This window comes from Mycolicibacterium sp. 624 (assembly GCF_040548615.1).
Taxonomy (GTDB): domain Bacteria; phylum Actinomycetota; class Actinomycetes; order Mycobacteriales; family Mycobacteriaceae; genus Mycobacterium.
Genome location: NZ_JBEPRZ010000003.1, coordinates 142597 through 159930, shown reverse-complemented (window position 1 = coordinate 159930; position 17334 = coordinate 142597). Strand labels below are relative to the sequence as shown.

15 protein-coding genes are annotated in these 17334 nt (G+C 67.8%); 9 read left to right on the top strand and 6 right to left on the bottom strand.

Going from position 1 to position 17334, the window contains the following annotated elements; genetic code table 11:
• The 6 genes from ABIA65_RS13670 to ABIA65_RS13645 form a co-directional block, all read right to left on the bottom strand.
• Nucleotides 1-642, bottom strand: coding sequence for an urease accessory protein UreF (locus ABIA65_RS13670; protein WP_241405132.1), 642 nt, complete (start codon nt 640-642; stop codon nt 1-3).
• Nucleotides 642-2375 (bottom strand): urease subunit alpha, encoded by a 1734-nt coding sequence (locus tag ABIA65_RS13665; RefSeq protein ID WP_241405131.1) that lies wholly within the window; start codon nt 2373-2375, stop codon nt 642-644. Before ABIA65_RS13665 ends, ABIA65_RS13670 begins: the two co-directional genes overlap by 1 nt.
• Nucleotides 2372-2683 (bottom strand): urease subunit beta, encoded by a 312-nt coding sequence (locus ABIA65_RS13660; protein ID WP_354523877.1) that lies wholly within the window; start codon nt 2681-2683, stop codon nt 2372-2374. Before ABIA65_RS13660 ends, ABIA65_RS13665 begins: the two co-directional genes overlap by 4 nt.
• A 7-nt stretch (nt 2684-2690) precedes the next feature.
• Nucleotides 2691-2993, bottom strand: coding sequence for an urease subunit gamma (locus ABIA65_RS13655; RefSeq protein ID WP_354523876.1), 303 nt, complete (start codon nt 2991-2993; stop codon nt 2691-2693).
• Between the two features lie 84 nt (nt 2994-3077).
• Entirely contained in the window at nt 3078-3497 is a 420-nt protein-coding gene (locus ABIA65_RS13650; RefSeq protein ID WP_241405128.1) for a PaaI family thioesterase, read from the bottom strand.
• 212 nt (nt 3498-3709) lie between these two features.
• A complete protein-coding gene (locus tag ABIA65_RS13645; protein ID WP_354523875.1) occupies nt 3710-4489 on the bottom strand; it encodes an iron reductase in 780 nt (259 codons plus the stop codon).
• 216 nt (nt 4490-4705) lie between these two features.
• Between ABIA65_RS13645 and ABIA65_RS13640 the strand changes: the two genes are divergently transcribed.
• The 9 genes from ABIA65_RS13640 to ABIA65_RS13600 all read left to right on the top strand — a co-directional run bounded on the left by ABIA65_RS13640 (nt 4706) and on the right by ABIA65_RS13600 (nt 17271).
• Nucleotides 4706-5119 carry a BlaI/MecI/CopY family transcriptional regulator gene (locus ABIA65_RS13640; protein WP_241405126.1) on the top strand — a complete coding sequence of 138 codons (414 nt, stop codon included), beginning with the start codon at nt 4706-4708 and terminating at the stop codon, nt 5117-5119.
• 14 nt (nt 5120-5133) lie between these two features.
• Nucleotides 5134-6081 (top strand): M56 family metallopeptidase, encoded by a 948-nt coding sequence (locus ABIA65_RS13635; protein ID WP_241405125.1) that lies wholly within the window; start codon nt 5134-5136, stop codon nt 6079-6081.
• A 66-nt stretch (nt 6082-6147) separates the two neighbouring features.
• On the top strand, nt 6148-7602 hold the full coding sequence (gene gnd / locus ABIA65_RS13630) for an NADP-dependent phosphogluconate dehydrogenase (protein ID WP_354523874.1): 1455 nt from the start codon (nt 6148-6150) through the stop codon (nt 7600-7602).
• 98 nt (nt 7603-7700) lie between these two features.
• Nucleotides 7701-9137: a GuaB1 family IMP dehydrogenase-related protein gene (locus ABIA65_RS13625; protein ID WP_354523873.1), complete on the top strand. Its 1437-nt coding sequence runs from the start codon at nt 7701-7703 to the stop codon at nt 9135-9137.
• 216 nt (nt 9138-9353) lie between these two features.
• A complete protein-coding gene (locus tag ABIA65_RS13620) occupies nt 9354-10712 on the top strand; it encodes a hemolysin family protein (protein ID WP_241405122.1) in 1359 nt (452 codons plus the stop codon).
• A complete protein-coding gene (locus ABIA65_RS13615; protein WP_354523872.1) occupies nt 10712-11767 on the top strand; it encodes a hemolysin family protein in 1056 nt (351 codons plus the stop codon). Before ABIA65_RS13620 ends, ABIA65_RS13615 begins: the two co-directional genes overlap by 1 nt.
• The gene (locus ABIA65_RS13610; RefSeq protein WP_502919559.1) at nt 11760-12692 is read left to right on the top strand and encodes a 3-methyladenine DNA glycosylase; all 933 of its coding nucleotides are present in this window, start codon (nt 11760-11762) and stop codon (nt 12690-12692) included. Before ABIA65_RS13615 ends, ABIA65_RS13610 begins: the two co-directional genes overlap by 8 nt.
• A gap of 26 nt (nt 12693-12718) precedes the next feature.
• Entirely contained in the window at nt 12719-14923 is a 2205-nt protein-coding gene (locus ABIA65_RS13605) for a malate synthase G (RefSeq protein ID WP_354523871.1), read from the top strand.
• Between the two features lie 128 nt (nt 14924-15051).
• A complete protein-coding gene (locus ABIA65_RS13600; protein ID WP_354523870.1) occupies nt 15052-17271 on the top strand; it encodes a substrate-binding domain-containing protein in 2220 nt (739 codons plus the stop codon).
• Nucleotides 17272-17334: the final 63 nt, after the last annotated feature.

Genomic DNA, 17334 nt, shown 5'->3' with positions numbered 1-17334 from the left:
TCACGACACGAACAGTGGTCGGTCGCGTTCAACGTGCTGCTGGGCCAGCATGTCGAGCAGCGGATCGGACAGGTCGGCGAGTTCCTTGGCCGCCTGCGCGGCGACCTCGTCGCACAGCGACGCCAGCTCGAACGTCACCGCGGCGACGTCACCGGGATCGAGTGCCAGCAGACGCTGCGCCGCCATGGCCGAGCCCGTCATGGTCGTGTAGACCAACGACAACGCGGTCTGCTCGGGCGCCAGGCCGCTGGCGGCGCCCACCACACCCGCGGCGACGGCGAGGTGGGGTTTGACGCCGATATCGTTCCAGTCCACCTCCTGCCACACGCGACGAGCCAACCGGGCCAGACCCCTCCCCTGTGCCCGTGATGCGCTGCGCGCCGCGGGTGACGGTGTGCGCGCATCAGTTTCGCGGTCGGCGTCGACGACGCTCAACGTCCCCGCGTGCACCGCGGCCGCCACTGACGCCGTGACCAGGCCGCTGGTGCGGATGCGGCGCCGCAGGAAGGCCCGCAGCGTCGCGAGGTCGGACACCAGGCCGCTCGTCACGGCCTCCTCGACTCCGCCGGAGTGGACATGTCCACCGGTCGGAAGTCGCGAGTCCGACAGCGTCAGCAGCGTCGAGAGTTCGAGGCCCGACATCAGAAGAGGAAATATCGCTGAGCCATCGGGAGTTCCGCGGCCGGCTGCTCGGCCCAGACCTCGCCGTCGATGCGCACGGTGAAGGAGTCGGGATCGACCTCGATCCGCGGCAGTGCGTCATTGCACGGCATGTCGGCCTTGCCGATGTGGCGAACGGTGTCGACCGCGACCAGACGGCGGTTGACCGCGAGCCGATCGGCCAGGCCGTCCTCGATCGCCTGCGGGGCAACGAAGTGCACCGACGTCGCGGCCGCAGCCGCAGGCGAGGCTCCGAACATCGGTCGGGGCAACACCGGCTGCGGGGTGGGGATGGATGCGTTGGCGTCGCCCATCGCCGCCCACGCGATCATGCCGCCCTTGATCACCGCGTGCGGGCGCACACCGAAGAAGGCGGGCTCCCACAACACGAGGTCCGCGAGCTTGCCGACCTCGACCGAACCGACCTCGCGGTCCAGGCCGTGCGCCACCGCGGGGCAGATCGTGTACTTGGCGATGTAGCGGCGGACCCGGTTGTTGTCCGAGTCCTTCCCGCTGGCGCCGTCGCCCTCGAGTGCGCCACGGCGCCGCTTCATGACGTGTGCGGTCTGCCAGGTGCGCAGCACCACCTCGCCGATGCGCCCCATGGCCTGCGCGTCGCTGCCGATCATCGATATCGCGCCGATGTCATGCAGCAGATCCTCGGCGGCGATCGTCGAGGGACGGATCCTGCTCTCCGCGAACGCCAGATCCTCGGGAAGGCTCGGGTTGAGGTGGTGGCACACCATCAGCATGTCGAGGTGTTCGTCGAGGGTGTTGACGGTGTGCGGGCGCGTCGGATTCGTCGAGCTGGGCAGCACATTGGGGTGGCTGACCACCGTGATGATGTCGGGCGCGTGCCCGCCGCCCGCGCCCTCGGTGTGGTACGCGTGGATGGAGCGGCCCTTGATCGCGGCCAGGGTGTCCTCGACGAAACCGGTCTCGTTGAGCGTGTCGGTGTGGATGTTGACCTGCACCCCGGCCGCGTCGGCGACCGAAAGGCAGGCATCGATCGCGGCTGGGGTAGTCCCCCAGTCCTCGTGCAGCTTGAATCCCGCAGCGCCGCCGCGCAACTGCTCCCACATCGACTCCGACGACACGGTGTTGCCCTTGCCCAGCAGCGCGATGTTCAGCGGCCAGGTGTCGAGGGCCTCCAGCATGCGGGCCAGATGCCAGGACCCGGGTGTGACGGTGGTGGCCTTGCTGCCCTCGGCCGGCCCGGTGCCCCCCGCGACGATCGTCGTGATGCCGCCGCCCAGCGCCTCCTCCATGATCTGCGGACAGATCAGGTGGACGTGACAGTCGATGGCGCCCGCGGTGAGGATGCGACCGTTCCCGGCGATGATCTCGGTGGACGGGCCGACGACCAGGTCAGGGTGGACCCCCGACATGACGTCGGGGTTGCCGGCCTTTCCGATCGCCACGATACGACCGTCACGAATGCCGATGTCGGCCTTGATGATCCCCCAGTAGTCGATGATGACCGCACCGGTGATGACGGTGTCGGGTGCGCCTTCGGCGCGCGTGACCCGAGACTGCCCCATCGACTCGCGCAGCACCTTGCCGCCGCCGAAGACGGCCTCGTCACCGGCCAGCCCGGGCCCACCGCTGCGGTCCTCGGTGATCTCGACGAACAGGTCGGTGTCGGCGAGGCGAATGCGGTCGCCTGTGGTCGGGCCGAAGAGTGCGGCGTAACGCGCGCGGGAGAGTTCGGTCACGCATCCAACCTTCCCGGCGGAGTCAGCGACAGTCCGTGAACCTCCCGGGCACCTCCGAGCGGGACCAGTGAGACGTACTGGGCCACACCGGGTTCGAAGCGCACCGCGGTGCCCGCGGGGATGTCGAGGCGATACCCGTGTGCGGCCACGCGGTCGAATTCGACTGCGGCGTTGGCTTGCGGCAGGTGTACGTGGCTGCCGACCTGGACCGGTCGGTCCGCGGTGTTGACGACCTCGAGTTCAAGCCTCGGCGCGCCCTCGTTGATCACGATGTCACCGTCGCCGAAGACGATCTCACCCGGAATCATTGCCACCTCAGGCGATCGGGTGGTGGACGGTGACGAGCTTGGTGCCGTCGGGGAAGGTGGCCTCGACCTGGACGTCATGCAGCATCTCGGGGATCCCGTCCATGACGTCGTCGCGGCTCAGCACGTCGCGACCACTGACCATGAGTTCGGCGACGGTGCGCCCGTCACGGGCGCCCTCGAGGAGGTGGTCGGTGATGACGGCGACGGCCTCGGGGTGATTGAGCCGAAGCCCACGCGCCTGACGGCGTCGAGCCAGCTCAGCGGCGTAGGAGATGAGCAGTCGTTCCTGCTCGTGGGGGGTCAAACGCATAGTGCGCTGATCCTGCCACGACACGCCGCAGTCGGCAGCGCACGCGGGATCGCCCCGCGGCGTTGCGGTTAGGCGTGCGGGTGCTTAGGCGTCCGGGGCGTCGGCGGGCAGGTTCTGCAGACGCACCTGGCCACGGGCGACCATCTTGCCGTTCGTGTCGGTGATCTCGATGAGCCAGATCTGTTGACGCCGGCCGCGGTGGATGGGCGTGGAGACCGCTGTGACCGCACCCGCCTTGATGGCCCGCAGGAAGTCGGTGTTGTTGTTGACGCCGACCACGTTGCGTCCGAGCCCCTTGGACTCGAGCCACATCCCGGCCGACACGCTGGCCACGCTCTCCACGATCGAGCAGTACACGCCACCGTGCACGATGCCGTGCGGCTGAAGGAGCTTCTCGTTGATCGTGAGCTGCGCCCTTGCGCCGTCTGGGGTCGCATCCAGGTACGTGAGGCCGAGTTCGTCGTCGAAGCCTCCGCCGAAGTTCGGCGCTACGGAAGTCGTCACGTGACCTGTCTACATGGCCGGAGCGGGCAAGGGGAATTCGGGTCTGGAAACGAAAAACGGATGGGCCCCGCACAACGTGTGCGGGGCCCATCCTCGAGTGGACCGGGGGTCTCTGCAGCCCTCAGGACTCCGGCTCGGTCCGGTGGTTCTTTGACGTGTTGCTCATGCATAGCGCGGTGTGTTCGTCTGCGCTAAGAATAGGCAAGGCTGCCCTAATTTAGCAAGACCTTCCCCGCGCAGACTCTCGTCGCGCCGCGAACCGGTGCGCCGAAGCCCATCAGCGCGTCGAGCACGGCCTGCCCGCGGCGCATGCTCGTCAGCTCGCTCGACCCGGCCAGCAACGGCACCTGGGTGGATGCGCTGACCACGGCACCGCCGACGATGTGCCACATCGCCGCCACGGACAGCGCACCGTCGCTCACGTCGTGCAGCTTGTCGAACAGTGGTTCCAGCGCGCGGTGACTGCGGTGGGCGACCCACGTCGTCAGCGCGGCCTCGCTCGGCAGGGCGACGATGCGATCCTGCGCGGAGTGCCTGCGCCGCATGCCCGGGCGGCCCCCGAAGTAGGAGTCGTCCGGCAGGGCACGCAATGTCGGGTCGACGACCCCGACCCAGTCGATAGCGCCCTCCGAGTCCACGTGCACCCACAGATTCTCGAGGCCGCTGTCCCAGGCTCGCCCCTCGAGGACCAGCAGTGGAACCACCCGACCGAGCACGACGTGCGCGAGTGTCGCGGCCAACTGCTGCGAGACGGCCACCTTGCTATCGGTCTCGGCGGCCGCCGTGTCGAACATCGTCTGCAGACGGTCGGTCGTCAGCACCTCCGACAACGGCCACCAACGACGACGAGAGAGGTCGCCCATCACCGCGACGCCATAGACGCGGGGGCACTCCGGATAGAGCTCGCGCAGTCGTCGGCTGGAGTCGTGCAGGGGCAGTGGCCGGGTGATGGCCATGCCGGCGATCAGGGGATCGTCGACCAGGATCGTCATGGGGTCTCCCTCAGTTAGGTAAGCCTTACTATAGTGAAGTGAGGCTTACCTACAAGCAAACCCCTTGTGATTGGACTCACAGGCCCAGGTGAGCGAGGTGCTGGCCGATGACTCGCGGAGGCGGGGAACTCATAGCGCCTGTCGCGCCGTTGGATACGACACGCGGTAGTACGCCCGTAGTACGCTGATTTGACTGCTCAGGAGAGTGAACGGAACATGGCGAAGTTGACACGACTCGGGGAACTCGAGCGCGAGGTGATGGATCACCTGTGGTCCTCGCGCGAACCCCAGACCGTGCGCCAGGTGCACGAGGCACTCGCCGCACGGCGTGACCTGGCGTACACCACAATCATGACGGTCTTGCAGCGGCTCGCGAAGAAGAACCTCGTCGTCCAGCACCGCGACGACAGGGCCCATCGCTACGCACCCACGCACGGCCGCGACGAGCTGGTTGCCGGTCTGATGGTGGACGCACTTGACCAGGTCTCGGACTCGGGAAGCCGCGAAGCCGCGCTGGTCCACTTCGTGGAGCGCGTCGGCGCGGGCGAGGCAGCGGCGCTGCGCCGCGCGCTGACCGAACTCGAGGCGAAGCATCGCAGCGATCCGGCTGGCAATCTAGGCACCGGCTGAGGGACACTGTCAGCGTGTCCGCGCTGGCCTTCTCCATCGTCGCGTTGGTCCTCGTTGGACCGGTGCCCGCTGTGCTCGCGCGGGCCGCGTGGCCGCATCGTGCTCCGCGCGCGGCAGTGGTGCTCTGGCAGTCGATAGCGCTGGCCGGCGTGCTGTCCGCGTTCAGCGCGGGTATCGCGATCGCCAGCAGATTGTTCGTACCCGGCCCTGACGGCCGCCCGACCGCCACGTTCACCAGCGAGATCGCGGTACTGGGCTGGCCGCTGTGGGTTCTCTACGTGGTCGTCTTCGCGCTCACCCTGATCGTCGGCGCGCGCCTGATTGTGGCCGTCCTGCAGGTCGCCATCGGCACCCGCAGGCGTCGCGCCCACCACCGGATGCTGGTCGACCTGCTCGGCGCATCTCACGCCGCGGCACCGGAGGTCTGTACCAAGGCCAGCGGGCTCCGGATCCTGGACGTCGATCAGCCCCTGGCCTACTGCCTGCCCGGCGTCCGTAGCCGCGTTGTCGTGAGCCAGGGCACCCTGACCAGCCTGGCGGACGCCGAGATCTCGGCGATCCTCAGCCACGAGAACGCCCATCTCCGTGCTCGACACGACCTGGTGCTGGAGATGTTCACCGCGGTACACGCCGCATTCCCGCGCCTCGTCCGAAGCGGCAGCGCGCTGGACGCCGTGCGCCTGCTCATCGAACTCCTCGCCGACGACGCCGCCGTGCGCGACTCGGGGCCGACTCCCCTGGCCCGCGCCCTGGTCGCCTGCGCCTCGGGTCGCACCCCGTCCGGCGCCATGGCCGCGGGCGGACCCACCACAGTCCTCCGGGTGCGCCGGCTCGGCGGCAAGCCCAACAGCATGCCGCTGTCAGTGGCCGCGTACGTGACCGCCGCCGCGGTCCTGATAATCCCCACCATCGCGCTCGCGGTGCCGTGGCTGACCGAACTCCAGAAGCTCTTCGCCGCATAACCGCTTCACGAAACACCTTGTTTTGTTAAAACCGCACTGCCACAACCAAACATCGAAAGGCTGCCCGTGACTTCGTCCGACACCTCCGCCACCGCACAGATTGGGGTCACCGGACTCGCGGTGATGGGCTCGAACATCGCCCGCAACTTCGCCCGACACGGTTACACCGTTGCCCTGCACAACCGCTCGGTGGCCAAGACCGACGCACTGCTTGAGGCGCACGGTTCGGAGGGCTCGTTCGTTCGCAGCGAGACCATCGGCGAGTTCCTGGCCGCGCTCGAGAAGCCGCGTCGCGTCCTGATCATGGTCAAGGCAGGCGACCCGACCGACGCCGTCATCAACGAGCTCGCCGATGCGATGGAGCCCGGCGACATCATCATCGACGGCGGCAACGCGCTCTACACCGACACCATCCGCCGCGAGAAGGCCATCCGCGAACGCGGTCTGCACTTCGTCGGCGCGGGCATCTCCGGTGGTGAGGAGGGCGCACTGAACGGCCCCTCGATCATGCCCGGCGGGCCTGCCGAGTCCTACAAGAGCCTGGGCCCACTGCTCGAGGAGATCTCCGCGCACGTCGACGGCGTGCCGTGCTGCACCCACATCGGCCCCGACGGCGCAGGGCACTTCGTCAAGATGGTGCACAACGGCATCGAGTACTCCGATATGCAGCTCATCGGCGAGGCCTACCAGCTGCTGCGCGACGGGCTGGGCAAGTCCGCGCCCGAGATCGCGGACGTTTTCGCCGAGTGGAACAAGGGCGACCTCGACAGCTACCTCATCGAGATCACCGCCGAGGTGCTCCGGCAGGTCGACGCGAAGACCGGCACACCGCTGGTGGACCTCATCCTCGATGAGGCCGAGCAGAAGGGCACCGGGCGGTGGACGGTGAAGTCCGCCCTTGACCTCGGTGTGCCCGTGACGGGTATCGCCGAGGCGGTGTTCGCGCGTGCACTGTCGGGCTCGGTGGCCCAGCGCAGAGCCACCACCGGCCTGGCCTCTGGCACTCTCGGCGAGAAGCCCGGTGACGCAGAGCGCTTCATCGAGGACGTCCGCCAGGCGCTGTACGCGTCGAAGATCGTGGCCTACGCGCAGGGGTTCAACCAGATCCAGGCCGGAAGCAACGAGTACGACTGGAACATCACGCCCGGCGACATGGCCACCATCTGGCGCGGCGGCTGCATCATTCGGGCCAAGTTCCTCAACCGCATCAAGGACGCCTTCGACACCGACGCCGACCTGCCGACGCTGATTGTCGACCCCTACTTCCGCGCGGCCATCGAGGCGGCCCTGGACAGCTGGCGCAGGGTCGTCATCACCGCGACGCAGCTGGGCATCCCGGTGCCCGGCTTCGCCTCGGCGCTGTCCTACTACGACGCGCTGCGCACCGAGCGGCTGCCCGCCGCGCTGACCCAGGGACTGCGCGACTTCTTCGGAGCCCACACCTACGGTCGCATCGACACCGACCATGCCCGGCGCTTTCACACGCTGTGGAGCGGCGACCGCACCGAGATCGAGGCCTGAGTTCCTCTCGCGAGCAGACACAAACCTGCCCTTTTCTGGGCGCAAATGGGCAGGTTTGTGTCTGCTCGGCGGAAATGCCGGGCAACTAGGCTTGAGGAATGCGTTTCCTCGATGGACACCGTCCGCCGTACGACCTGACCTACAACGATGTCTTCGTCGTGCCGGGACGGTCCGACGTCGCCTCACGGTTCGACGTCGACCTGTCCACGGTCGACGGCTCGGGCACCACGATCCCGGTCGTCGTGGCCAACATGACAGCCGTCGCGGGCCGCCGCATGGCCGAGACCGTGGCCCGCAGGGGCGGCATCGTCGTACTGCCCCAGGACCTCCCGATTCCCGCGGTAGCCGAGACCGTCGACTTCGTGAAGAGCCGCGACCTGGTGGTCGACACGCCGGTCCTGCTGTCCCCCGACAACTCCGTCTCCGACGCGACCGCCCTGATCCACAAGCGCGCGCACGGTGCCGCGGTGGTCGCATTCGAGGACCGGCCGGTGGGCCTGGTCACCGAGTCCTCCTGTGTCGGGGTGGACCGCTTCGCCCGCGTGCGGGATATCGCTCTGACCGACTTCGTCACCGCGCCCGTCGGCACACCGCCGCGTGAGGTGTTCGACCTCCTCGAACACGCGCACGTCGGGGTCGCGGTGATGACCGCCCCCGACGGCACCGTCGCAGGCGTGCTGACCAGGACCGGTGCCATCCGCGCGGGTATCTACACGCCCGCCGTCGACGCGGCCGGACGACTGCGGATCGCCGCCGCGGTGGGCATCAACGGCGACGTGGGCGCAAGGGCCCGCGCGCTCGCCGAGGCCGGTGCGGACGTGCTGGTCGTCGACACCGCGCACGGGCACCAGGTGAAGATGCTCGACGCCATCAAGGCGATCGCCTCGCTCGACCTCGGCCTGCCCCTGGTGGCCGGCAACGTGGTCTCGGCGGAGGGCACGCGCGACCTCATCGACGCGGGCGCGTCCATCGTCAAGGTCGGCGTGGGGCCCGGCGCCATGTGCACCACCCGGATGATGACGGGTGTCGGCCGCCCGCAGTTCTCGGCGGTGGTCGAATGTGCCTCCGCGGCAAGGGAACTCGGCGCACACGTGTGGGCCGACGGCGGCGTGCGGCATCCGCGCGACGTGGCGTTGGCGCTGGCCGCGGGCGCGTCGAACGTGATGATCGGATCCTGGTTCGCCGGCACCTACGAGTCCCCCGGCGACCTGATGTATGACCGCGACGGCCTGGTCTACAAGGAGAGCTACGGCATGGCCTCCAAACGTGCCGTGGCCGCCAGGACGGCCGCTGACAGCCCGTTCGATCGCGCCAGGAAGGCGCTTTTCGAGGAGGGCATCTCGTCGTCGCGGATGGGTCTGGACAGCGCCCGCGGCGGTGTCGAGGACCTGCTCGACCACATCACCTCGGGCGTGCGCAGCACCTGCACCTACGTCGGCGCCGAGACGCTGCCCGAGCTGCACGACAAGGTGGTGCTCGGCGTCCAGTCCGCGGCGGGCTTCGCCGAGGGCCACCCGCTGCCGACCGGCTGGTGAGACGGCGTCCGTCGGTGCGTTTTCATCACGGCTGCCTCCGCTAACATGAGATTCACCAATTCCGACCGAGAGGGAACACGTGCCGCAGGCACCCGCCGATGCTCCCGGTTCTGAGGCGGCCGCCGAAGCAGCGCGGCCGACCCCGGGACCGTCTGACGCCGAGCCCTCTAGTAGTGAGCCGGGCCCCGCGCCCGGCGTCCGAGGGTCAGTTATCCGATGAGTCTGACCTTCACCCTGTTGAGCCTGCTGGCGATCGTGCTGCTGACCGCGGGCACGGCGGTGTTCGTCGCCGCCGAGTTCTCGTTGACCGCACTGGAACGCAGCACCGTCGACTCCAATGCGAAGACGGGCGGCTGGCGCGACGCCATCGTCCAGAAAGCCCACCGCACCCTGTCGTTTCAGCTCTCCGGAGCGCAGTTGGGCATCTCCATCACGACACTGGCCACCGGTTACCTGGCTGAGCCGGTGGTCGCGCGGCTGCTTCGGCCGCCGCTGTCAGCGATCGGACTACCCGACCGGATGCTCGACGGCGTGGCCCTGGCGCTGGCCCTGTTGATCGCCACCTCGCTGTCGATGGTGTTCGGCGAACTGGTCCCCAAGAATCTCGCCGTCGCGAAACCCACTGCCACCGCGCGGTGGGCGGCGCCCCCGCAGTGGTGGTTCTCCTGGCTGCTCACGCCGGCGATCAACGTCACCAACGGCACCGCCAACTGGGTTCTGCGCCGCATGGGTATCGAACCCGCCGAGGAACTGCGGTCGGCGCGCTCCCCGCAGGAGTTGGTGTCGCTGGTGCGCAACTCCAAGCAGCGCGGATCGCTGGACGCCGAGACCGCCGACCTGGTCGACCGTTCGTTGAAGTTCGGTGAGCGCACGGCCGAGGAACTGATGACGCCCCGCCCCAAGATCGAGGCGCTGGACGCCGACGACACCGTCGCCGACCTGCTGATCAAGGCCATGGAGACCGGTTACTCGCGGTTCCCCATCATCGAGGGCGATCTCGACGAGACCATCGGCATCGTGCACGTCAAGCAGGTGTTCGCGGTGCCTGTCGACGACCGGCCACGAATGCGTGTCGCAACTCTGGCTCAGCCCGTGATGACCGTGCCGTCCACCCTTGACGGCGACGCCGTCATGACCCAGATCCGCGCCAACGGACTGCAGACGGCCCTGGTGGTTGACGAGTACGGCGGCACCGCGGGCATGGTCACCGTCGAGGACCTCATCGAGGAGATCGTCGGTGACGTCCGCGACGAGCACGACGACGCGACGCCCGACGTGGTCGAGGTGCGCGATGGCTGGCAGGTGTCCGGACTGCTGCGCATCGACGAGGTCGACACCGAGACGCCGTTTCGTCCGCACGACGGTGAGTACGAGACGATCGGCGGCCTGGTGCTCGAGGAGCTCGGCCACATACCCGAACCCGGTGAGACCGTCGAACTCAACGCCTTCGACCCCGACAGGCCGATCGACGACCCGGTGCGCTGGCAGGCCAAGGTGATTCGAATGGACGGACGCAGGATCGACCTGCTTGAGCTGACCCGGCTCGGTAGACGCGGCGAGGACGAGGAGCACTGATGGGTTCCGACTTCTTCGGTGTCTTCCTGACCGTCGTCCTGCTGGCGGCGAACGCGTTCTTCGTCGGTTCGGAGTTCGCGCTGATCTCGGCGCGTCGCGACCGGTTGGAGGCGCTGGCCGAACAGGGCAAGAAGAGTGCCGTCACGGTGATGCGGGCAGCCGAGCAGTTGTCGCTGATGCTCGCCGGTGCCCAGCTCGGCATCACCGTGTGCTCCATCCTGCTGGGCCGCGTCGGCGAACCCGCCATCGCCCACTTGCTGGAGAAACCGTTCGGCGCGTTGGGGATTCCCGACACGGTGCTGCACACGGTGTCGTTCGTCATCGCGCTCGCGCTGGTGGTGACACTGCACGTGCTGCTCGGCGAGATGGTGCCGAAGAACATCGCCATCGCCGGACCCGAGTCGGCGGCGATGCTGCTGATCCCGGTGTATCTGGTCTACATCAAGCTCGCCAAACCGTTCATCGCCTTCTACAACTGGTGCGCGAACACCACACTGCGCGCGTTGGGAGTCGAACCGAAGGACGAACTCGACGTCACCGTGTCGACCGTCGAACTGTCCGCGATGATCGCCGAGTCACGGTCGGAGGGTCTGCTCGATCCCGAGGAGCACACCCGGCTCACGCGTGCCCTGGCGATCCGCACGCGCAGCGTCAACGACGTGGCGATACCGCTCGAGCAGATCCGCACGGTCCCCGTGGCCTCCCCCGGTCGGGGGCCCACTGTCGAGGCCGTCGAACGCGCGCTCGCCGACACCGGATACTCACGCTTCCCGGTGACCGACGACTCCGGTGTGTACATCGGCTACCTGCACATCAAGGATGTGTTGCCGCTGATCAACGACCCGGCCGCAGTGATCGACCGGTCGATTGTGCGGCCGTTGCCGCGCCTGGCGGTGTCCTTGCCGGTGCCCGACGCATTGTCACGGCTGCGTCGTGACAACAGCCACCTGGCGCTCGTCACCACCGATGATGACGTGGTGACCGCGATGGTCGCGCTGGAGGATCTGGTCGAGGACCTGGTGGGGACGGTGCGTGACGGAACGCACCGTGTCTGATCACACGGCGGCTGAACAAACAACGGCTCATCACACGGCGACCCTGACCGAGGCCGACTGGACCCACCGTGAGAGATGTCACGCGGAGCGCGTCGACCTTTTCGTCGAACCGCACCAGCGCCGGGCCCGGCGCGGTGAGGCCCACCCGGTGTGGGACTTCCTGTTCACCTACTACAGCCTGCGTCCCAAACACCTTCGGCGCTGGCACCCGGGTTTCGGCACCCACCTGACGGGACGTTCGGCCGAGCGTTACCTGGAGCGGGCGGGGTACGGCCGAACGGGTGCCACCGTCGGCGTCACCCCTGACTACCTGGCCACCCGGATCGACACTGTCGAGTTCATCGCCGATCTGCTGCGCGCCACATCGCATCGGCCGGCCCGGCTCAACTGCTTCGGACTGCACGAGTGGGCGATGGTCTATCGCGCGCCGCAAGTCCGCCATGATCAGGTGCCGCTGCGGCTCGGGAGCGCTGGGACTGACGCCGTCGTCGAATCGATGCCATTGCGGTGCAGCCACTTCGACGCCTATCGCTTCTTCACACCTGCTGCCGTACCGCGCAACGCCGAACCGCTCACCCGAGCGGATCAGGTCGCACACGAGCAGCCGGGATGTCTGCACGTCGCCATGGATCTCTACAAGTGGTCCTTCAAACTCGGGCCGCTCGTCGACTCCGAACTCGTGCAGGACTGCCTCGAGTTGGCCGCCGACGCTCGCGAACTCGACATGCGCGCGAGCCCGTATGACCTGACTGACTACGGTTTCGAGCCGATTCCCATCGAAACACCGGCAGGCCGAGTCGAATACGTCCGCGCACAGCAGGACGTCGCCGAGCGTGCGGCGCCCCTTCGGGCCGCCCTCGCCGACCGATGTGACCTGCTACTCACCGCGGGAGCGCATCGGTTGACCGCATTTACCGGCGGCTAAGCTAGATCGACGCTCGAGGAGGAGACATGACCGATCGCGTGAACGTTGGCGCCCTGCGGGTGGCGCGCGTGCTCTATGACTTCGTCAATAACGAGGCCCTGCCCGGCACCGGGCTGGACCCCGATAGCTTCTGGGCGGGCGTGGACAAGGTCGTGACCGATCTGTCCCCGAAGAACCAGGACCTGCTGGCTCGCCGCGACGAACTGCAGGCGCAGATCGACAAGTGGCATCGCCAACGTGCCATCGGCCCGCACGATGCCGACGAGTACAAGCAGTTCCTCACCGATATCGGCTACCTCCTGCCCGAGCCCGCCGACTTCAGCATCACCACCTCGGGTGTGGACGATGAGATCACCAGCACTGCGGGTCCGCAGCTCGTGGTCCCGATCCTCAACGCCCGCTTCGCGCTCAACGCCGCCAACGCGCGGTGGGGCTCGCTGTATGACGCGCTGTACGGCACCGACGTCATCAGTGAAGAGGACGGCGCCGAGAAGGGCACCAGCTACAACCAGATCCGCGGCGACAAGGTGATCGCCTACGCGCGCAACTTCCTGGATGAGGCCGTGCCGCTGGCCGCAGGCTCCTGGAGCGACGCCACCGGCCTCAAGATCGACGACGGCCAGTTGCTGGTCACCTATGGCGATGACCTTTCGGTCGGCCTGGCAGCCCCAGAGCAGTTCGTCGGCTACACCGGCAAGCCGGACAAGCCGCAGTGGTCGGTGCTGCTGGTCAACCACGGTCTCCACGTCGAGATCCTTGTCGACCCCGACTCCCCCGTCGGCGCGACCGACAAGGCAGGTATCAAGGACGTCGTCCTGGAGTCCGCGATCACCACGATCATGGACTTCGAGGACTCCGTGGCAGCGGTCGACGCCGATGACAAGGTGCTGGGCTACCGCAACTGGCTCGGCCTGAACCGCGGCGACCTGAGCGAAGAGGTCGCCAAGGGCGGCAAGACGTTCACCCGCGTGCTCAACGCTGACCGTGTCTTCACCACCCCCGACGGGGAGGGTGAGCTCACGCTGCCGGGACGCAGCCTGCTTTTCGTCCGCAACGTCGGACACCTGATGACCAATGACGCCATCACCGATGGCGAGGGCAACGAGGTGCCCGAGGGCATCCAGGACGCGCTGTTCACCGGGCTCATCGCCATGCACGGCCTGCGAGACGGCTCCGAGAACGACGGCGCCAATGGTCCGTACGCCAACAGCCGCACCGGGTCGGTCTACATCGTCAAGCCCAAGATGCACGGACCCGACGAGGTCGCGTTCACCTGTGAGCTGTTCAGCCGCGTCGAGGATGTGCTCGGTCTGCCGCAGGCCACCCTCAAGGTCGGCATCATGGACGAGGAACGCCGCACCACGCTGAACCTCAAGGCGTGCATCAAGGCAGCCGCCGACCGTGTGGTCTTCATCAACACCGGCTTCCTGGACCGCACCGGCGACGAGATCCACACCTCGTTGGAGGCCGGCCCGATGGTCCGCAAGGGCGCGATGAAGAGCCAGCCGTGGATCAAGGCGTACGAGGACGCGAACGTCGACACCGGCTTGGCCGCGGGGCTGTCCGGCAAGGCCCAGATCGGCAAGGGCATGTGGGCCATGACCGACCTGATGGCCGATATGGTCGAGCAGAAGATCAGTCAGCCCAAGGCCGGCGCCACCACTGCCTGGGTGCCCTCCCCGACGGGCGCGACGCTCCACGCGATGCACTATCACCTGGTCGACGTGTTCGAGGTGCAGAAGGAACTCGCGGGCAAGAAGCGTGCCACCATCGACGAACTCCTCACCATTCCGCTCTCCAAGGAGTTGGCGTGGGCACCCGAGGAGATCCGCGAGGAGGTCGACAACAACTGCCAGTCGATCCTGGGCTACGTGGTGCGTTGGATCGACGCGGGTGTCGGCTGCTCGAAGGTTCCCGACATCCACAATGTCGCCCTGATGGAGGATCGCGCGACACTGCGCATCTCGAGCCAGTTGCTGGCCAACTGGCTGCGCCACGGCGTGATCACCGCGGAGGACATCAACGCCAGCCTGCGCCGGATGGCGGCCGTCGTCGACGAGCAGAACGGGAAGGATCCCGACTACCTGCCGACGGCACCCGATCCCGATGCGAGCATCGCGTTTGCGGCCGCTCAGGAGTTGATCCTGTCCGGTGCCGATCAGCCCAACGGGTACACCGAGCCGATCCTGCATCGCCGCCGCCGCGAGTTCAAGGCCCGTCACACCGGCTAGTGACTAGACTTCGGCGGGGCCACGCGATGTGTCGCTTCGAGCCGAACAATTGGTGAAGCGGCGGAGCCGAACGAATGGTGACGCGTCGGGCCTAAGACCAGCCAACAACACGAGCGCAGAGGATGGGGATGGGTAGGCACAGCGTTCCCGATCCCGAGGATTCGGCGGATGAGCCGCAGGATTTCGATGCGGACCAACCGCATGTTCACGGATCCGACGAGCCCACCACCGGACCCGGGTACGACGACGAACCGCGGCGCGAGCCGGGTTACGGCGAAAGCCCTTATCGGGAAACGGGTTTCGGCGAGGGCAACGATGTTGGCTCGACCTACGGCAAGCCCGAGCCCGACTACCGCGATGACGCGTACTGGCAATCGCAACGCACCGCGCGGTATGACGAGGACTTCGAATACCTCGGCAGCCCGACGGGCGACGATCTCACCGACGACGGATATGCCGACGATGGTTTCGCCGATGACGAATACGACGCCGACGGCTACGACAGCGACGGCCTAGAGGACGACGAGTCGCCGACGCGAGCGTTCGCGTCGAACCCGCCGCCTCCGCGTCCACCGCTCGATGGACCTCAGCATGGCAGCGACTGGGACGGGGAATGGACCGGTAGCCACCGCGCCATCACCACGAAACGGCGCGGTGTCAGCGTCAGCGTGATCGTCGCGCTCGTCACCGTCGTGGTCGTGGTCGGCGCGATCATCCTGTGGCGCTTCTTCGGTGACGTGCTGTCCAACCGCTCGCAGGTGTCGGCGGCCCGCTGTGTCGAGGGCGAGGTCGCCGTCGCGGTGGTCGTCGATCCGTCGATCGCCGACCAGGTCGGCCCGCTCGCCGAGCAGTACAGCCAGTCCGCGGCCCCGGTCGGCGACAAGTGCGTCAAGGTCGGCGTCCGCTCCGCCGACTCTGACGATGTGATCAACGGTCTCTCCGGATCCTGGCCCGCCGAGCTCGGCGAACGTCCCGCACTGTGGATTCCCGGCAGTACGGTGTCCGTGGCCAGGCTGGAGGCCGCCGCAGGCGGCGCGATCACCAGCGACAGTCGGTCGCTGGTCACATCGCCCGTGCTGTTGGCGGTCCGCCCGCAACTGAAGACGGCGCTAGCGCAACGGAGTTGGTCTGATCTGCCGCCACTGCAGACCAACCAGACCGCGCTCGACGCGCTCAACCTCCCCGGCTGGGGTGGGCTTCGACTGGCACTGCCGCTCTCCGGTGACGCCGACGCGACCTTCGTCGCGGCCGAGGCAGTCGCCACAGCCAGCGCCCCCGCTGGCGCGCCCGCCACGGCAGGCGCGTCGGCGATCAACACACTGGTGGCGGGTCAGCCGAAACTGGCCGACACCAAGGCGTCCACGGCAATGGAGGCACTGTTGGCGGGCAGCGACCCCGCCGCCTCCTCCGTGCACGCGGTGGTGAGCACCGAGCAGCAGCTGTATCAACGGGCCGCCTCGCTGCCCGACGCCTCGAACAAGCTCGCGGGGTGGCTGCCCTCGGGCCCCGCCGCGATCGCCGACTACCCGACCGTGCTGCTGGCCGGCGACTGGCTGGCCCAGGAGCAGGTCAGCGCGGCCAGCGAGTTCGCCCGTTTCCTCCGCAAGCCAGAGGCGCTGGCCGAGTTCGGCAAGGCGGGCTTCCGGACCGACGGCGGCGAAACCCCTGACAGTGATGTCACCGACTTCGGACCGCTCGCGGACCCGGTGTCGGTGGGCGACAACGCGTTGCGTGCCACGCTCGCCGAGACCGTCAGCGCACCCGCGGCGAATCCGGCCGTCACCATCATGCTGGAGCAGTCGATGGACGCCGATGAGGGTGGCCGTAGTCGGGTCGCCAACGTGACCGCGGCACTCGACGAACGAATCAAGACACTGTCACCGACCGCGGACGTCGGGCTGTGGACGTTCGACGGCGTCGCCGGACGCCCCGAGGTGCCGTTCGGTCCGCTGGGTGATCCGGTCGGTGGGCAGCCCCGCTCGGAGGTGTTGTCCAGCAACCTGAGAGATCAGGTCGCGTCCGGCGGTGGCGCGGTGTCCTTCACCACGCTGCGGTTGATCTACAACGAGGCCGTGGCGAATTATCGTGACGGCCAGGCGAACTCGGTCCTGGTCATCACCACCGGCCCCCACACCGACCAGTCGCTTGACGGTGCCGGGCTGCAGGAGTTCATCCGCCAGACCTTCCAGCCGGGCAAGCCGGTCGCCGTCAACGTCATTGACTTCGGCACCGACCCGGACCGGGCGACCTGGGAAGCGGTGTCCCAGATCAGTGGCGGCACCTACCAGAACCTGAACAGCGCCGTGGGACCGGAACTGACCGCAGCGCTGTCCAGCGTGCTGCCCTGACCCCACGTCACGTTCGCCGCTGAACGTCGGTTACCGCCCCGCCCTTCTCCATTGGGGCGTGAC

Excerpts from the sequence above, each read along its gene's own strand:
- ABIA65_RS13660 (WP_354523877.1), bottom strand. The coding sequence starts at position 2,683 with ATGATTCCGGGTGAGATCGTCTTCGGCGACGGTGACATCGTGATCAAC.
- ABIA65_RS13625 (WP_354523873.1), top strand. The coding sequence starts at position 7,701 with ATGCGTTTCCTCGATGGACACCGTCCGCCGTACGACCTGACCTACAAC.
- ABIA65_RS13600 (WP_354523870.1), top strand. The coding sequence starts at position 15,052 with ATGGGTAGGCACAGCGTTCCCGATCCCGAGGATTCGGCGGATGAGCCG.
- ABIA65_RS13605 (WP_354523871.1), top strand. The coding sequence starts at position 12,719 with ATGACCGATCGCGTGAACGTTGGCGCCCTGCGGGTGGCGCGCGTGCTC.
- ABIA65_RS13645 (WP_354523875.1), bottom strand. The coding sequence starts at position 4,489 with ATGACGATCCTGGTCGACGATCCCCTGATCGCCGGCATGGCCATCACC.
- ABIA65_RS13615 (WP_354523872.1), top strand. The coding sequence starts at position 10,712 with ATGGGTTCCGACTTCTTCGGTGTCTTCCTGACCGTCGTCCTGCTGGCG.
- ABIA65_RS13655 (WP_354523876.1), bottom strand. The coding sequence starts at position 2,993 with ATGCGTTTGACCCCCCACGAGCAGGAACGACTGCTCATCTCCTACGCC.
- ABIA65_RS13670 (WP_241405132.1), bottom strand. The coding sequence starts at position 642 with ATGTCGGGCCTCGAACTCTCGACGCTGCTGACGCTGTCGGACTCGCGA.
- ABIA65_RS13620 (WP_241405122.1), top strand. The coding sequence starts at position 9,354 with ATGAGTCTGACCTTCACCCTGTTGAGCCTGCTGGCGATCGTGCTGCTG.
- ABIA65_RS13640 (WP_241405126.1), top strand. The coding sequence starts at position 4,706 with ATGGCGAAGTTGACACGACTCGGGGAACTCGAGCGCGAGGTGATGGAT.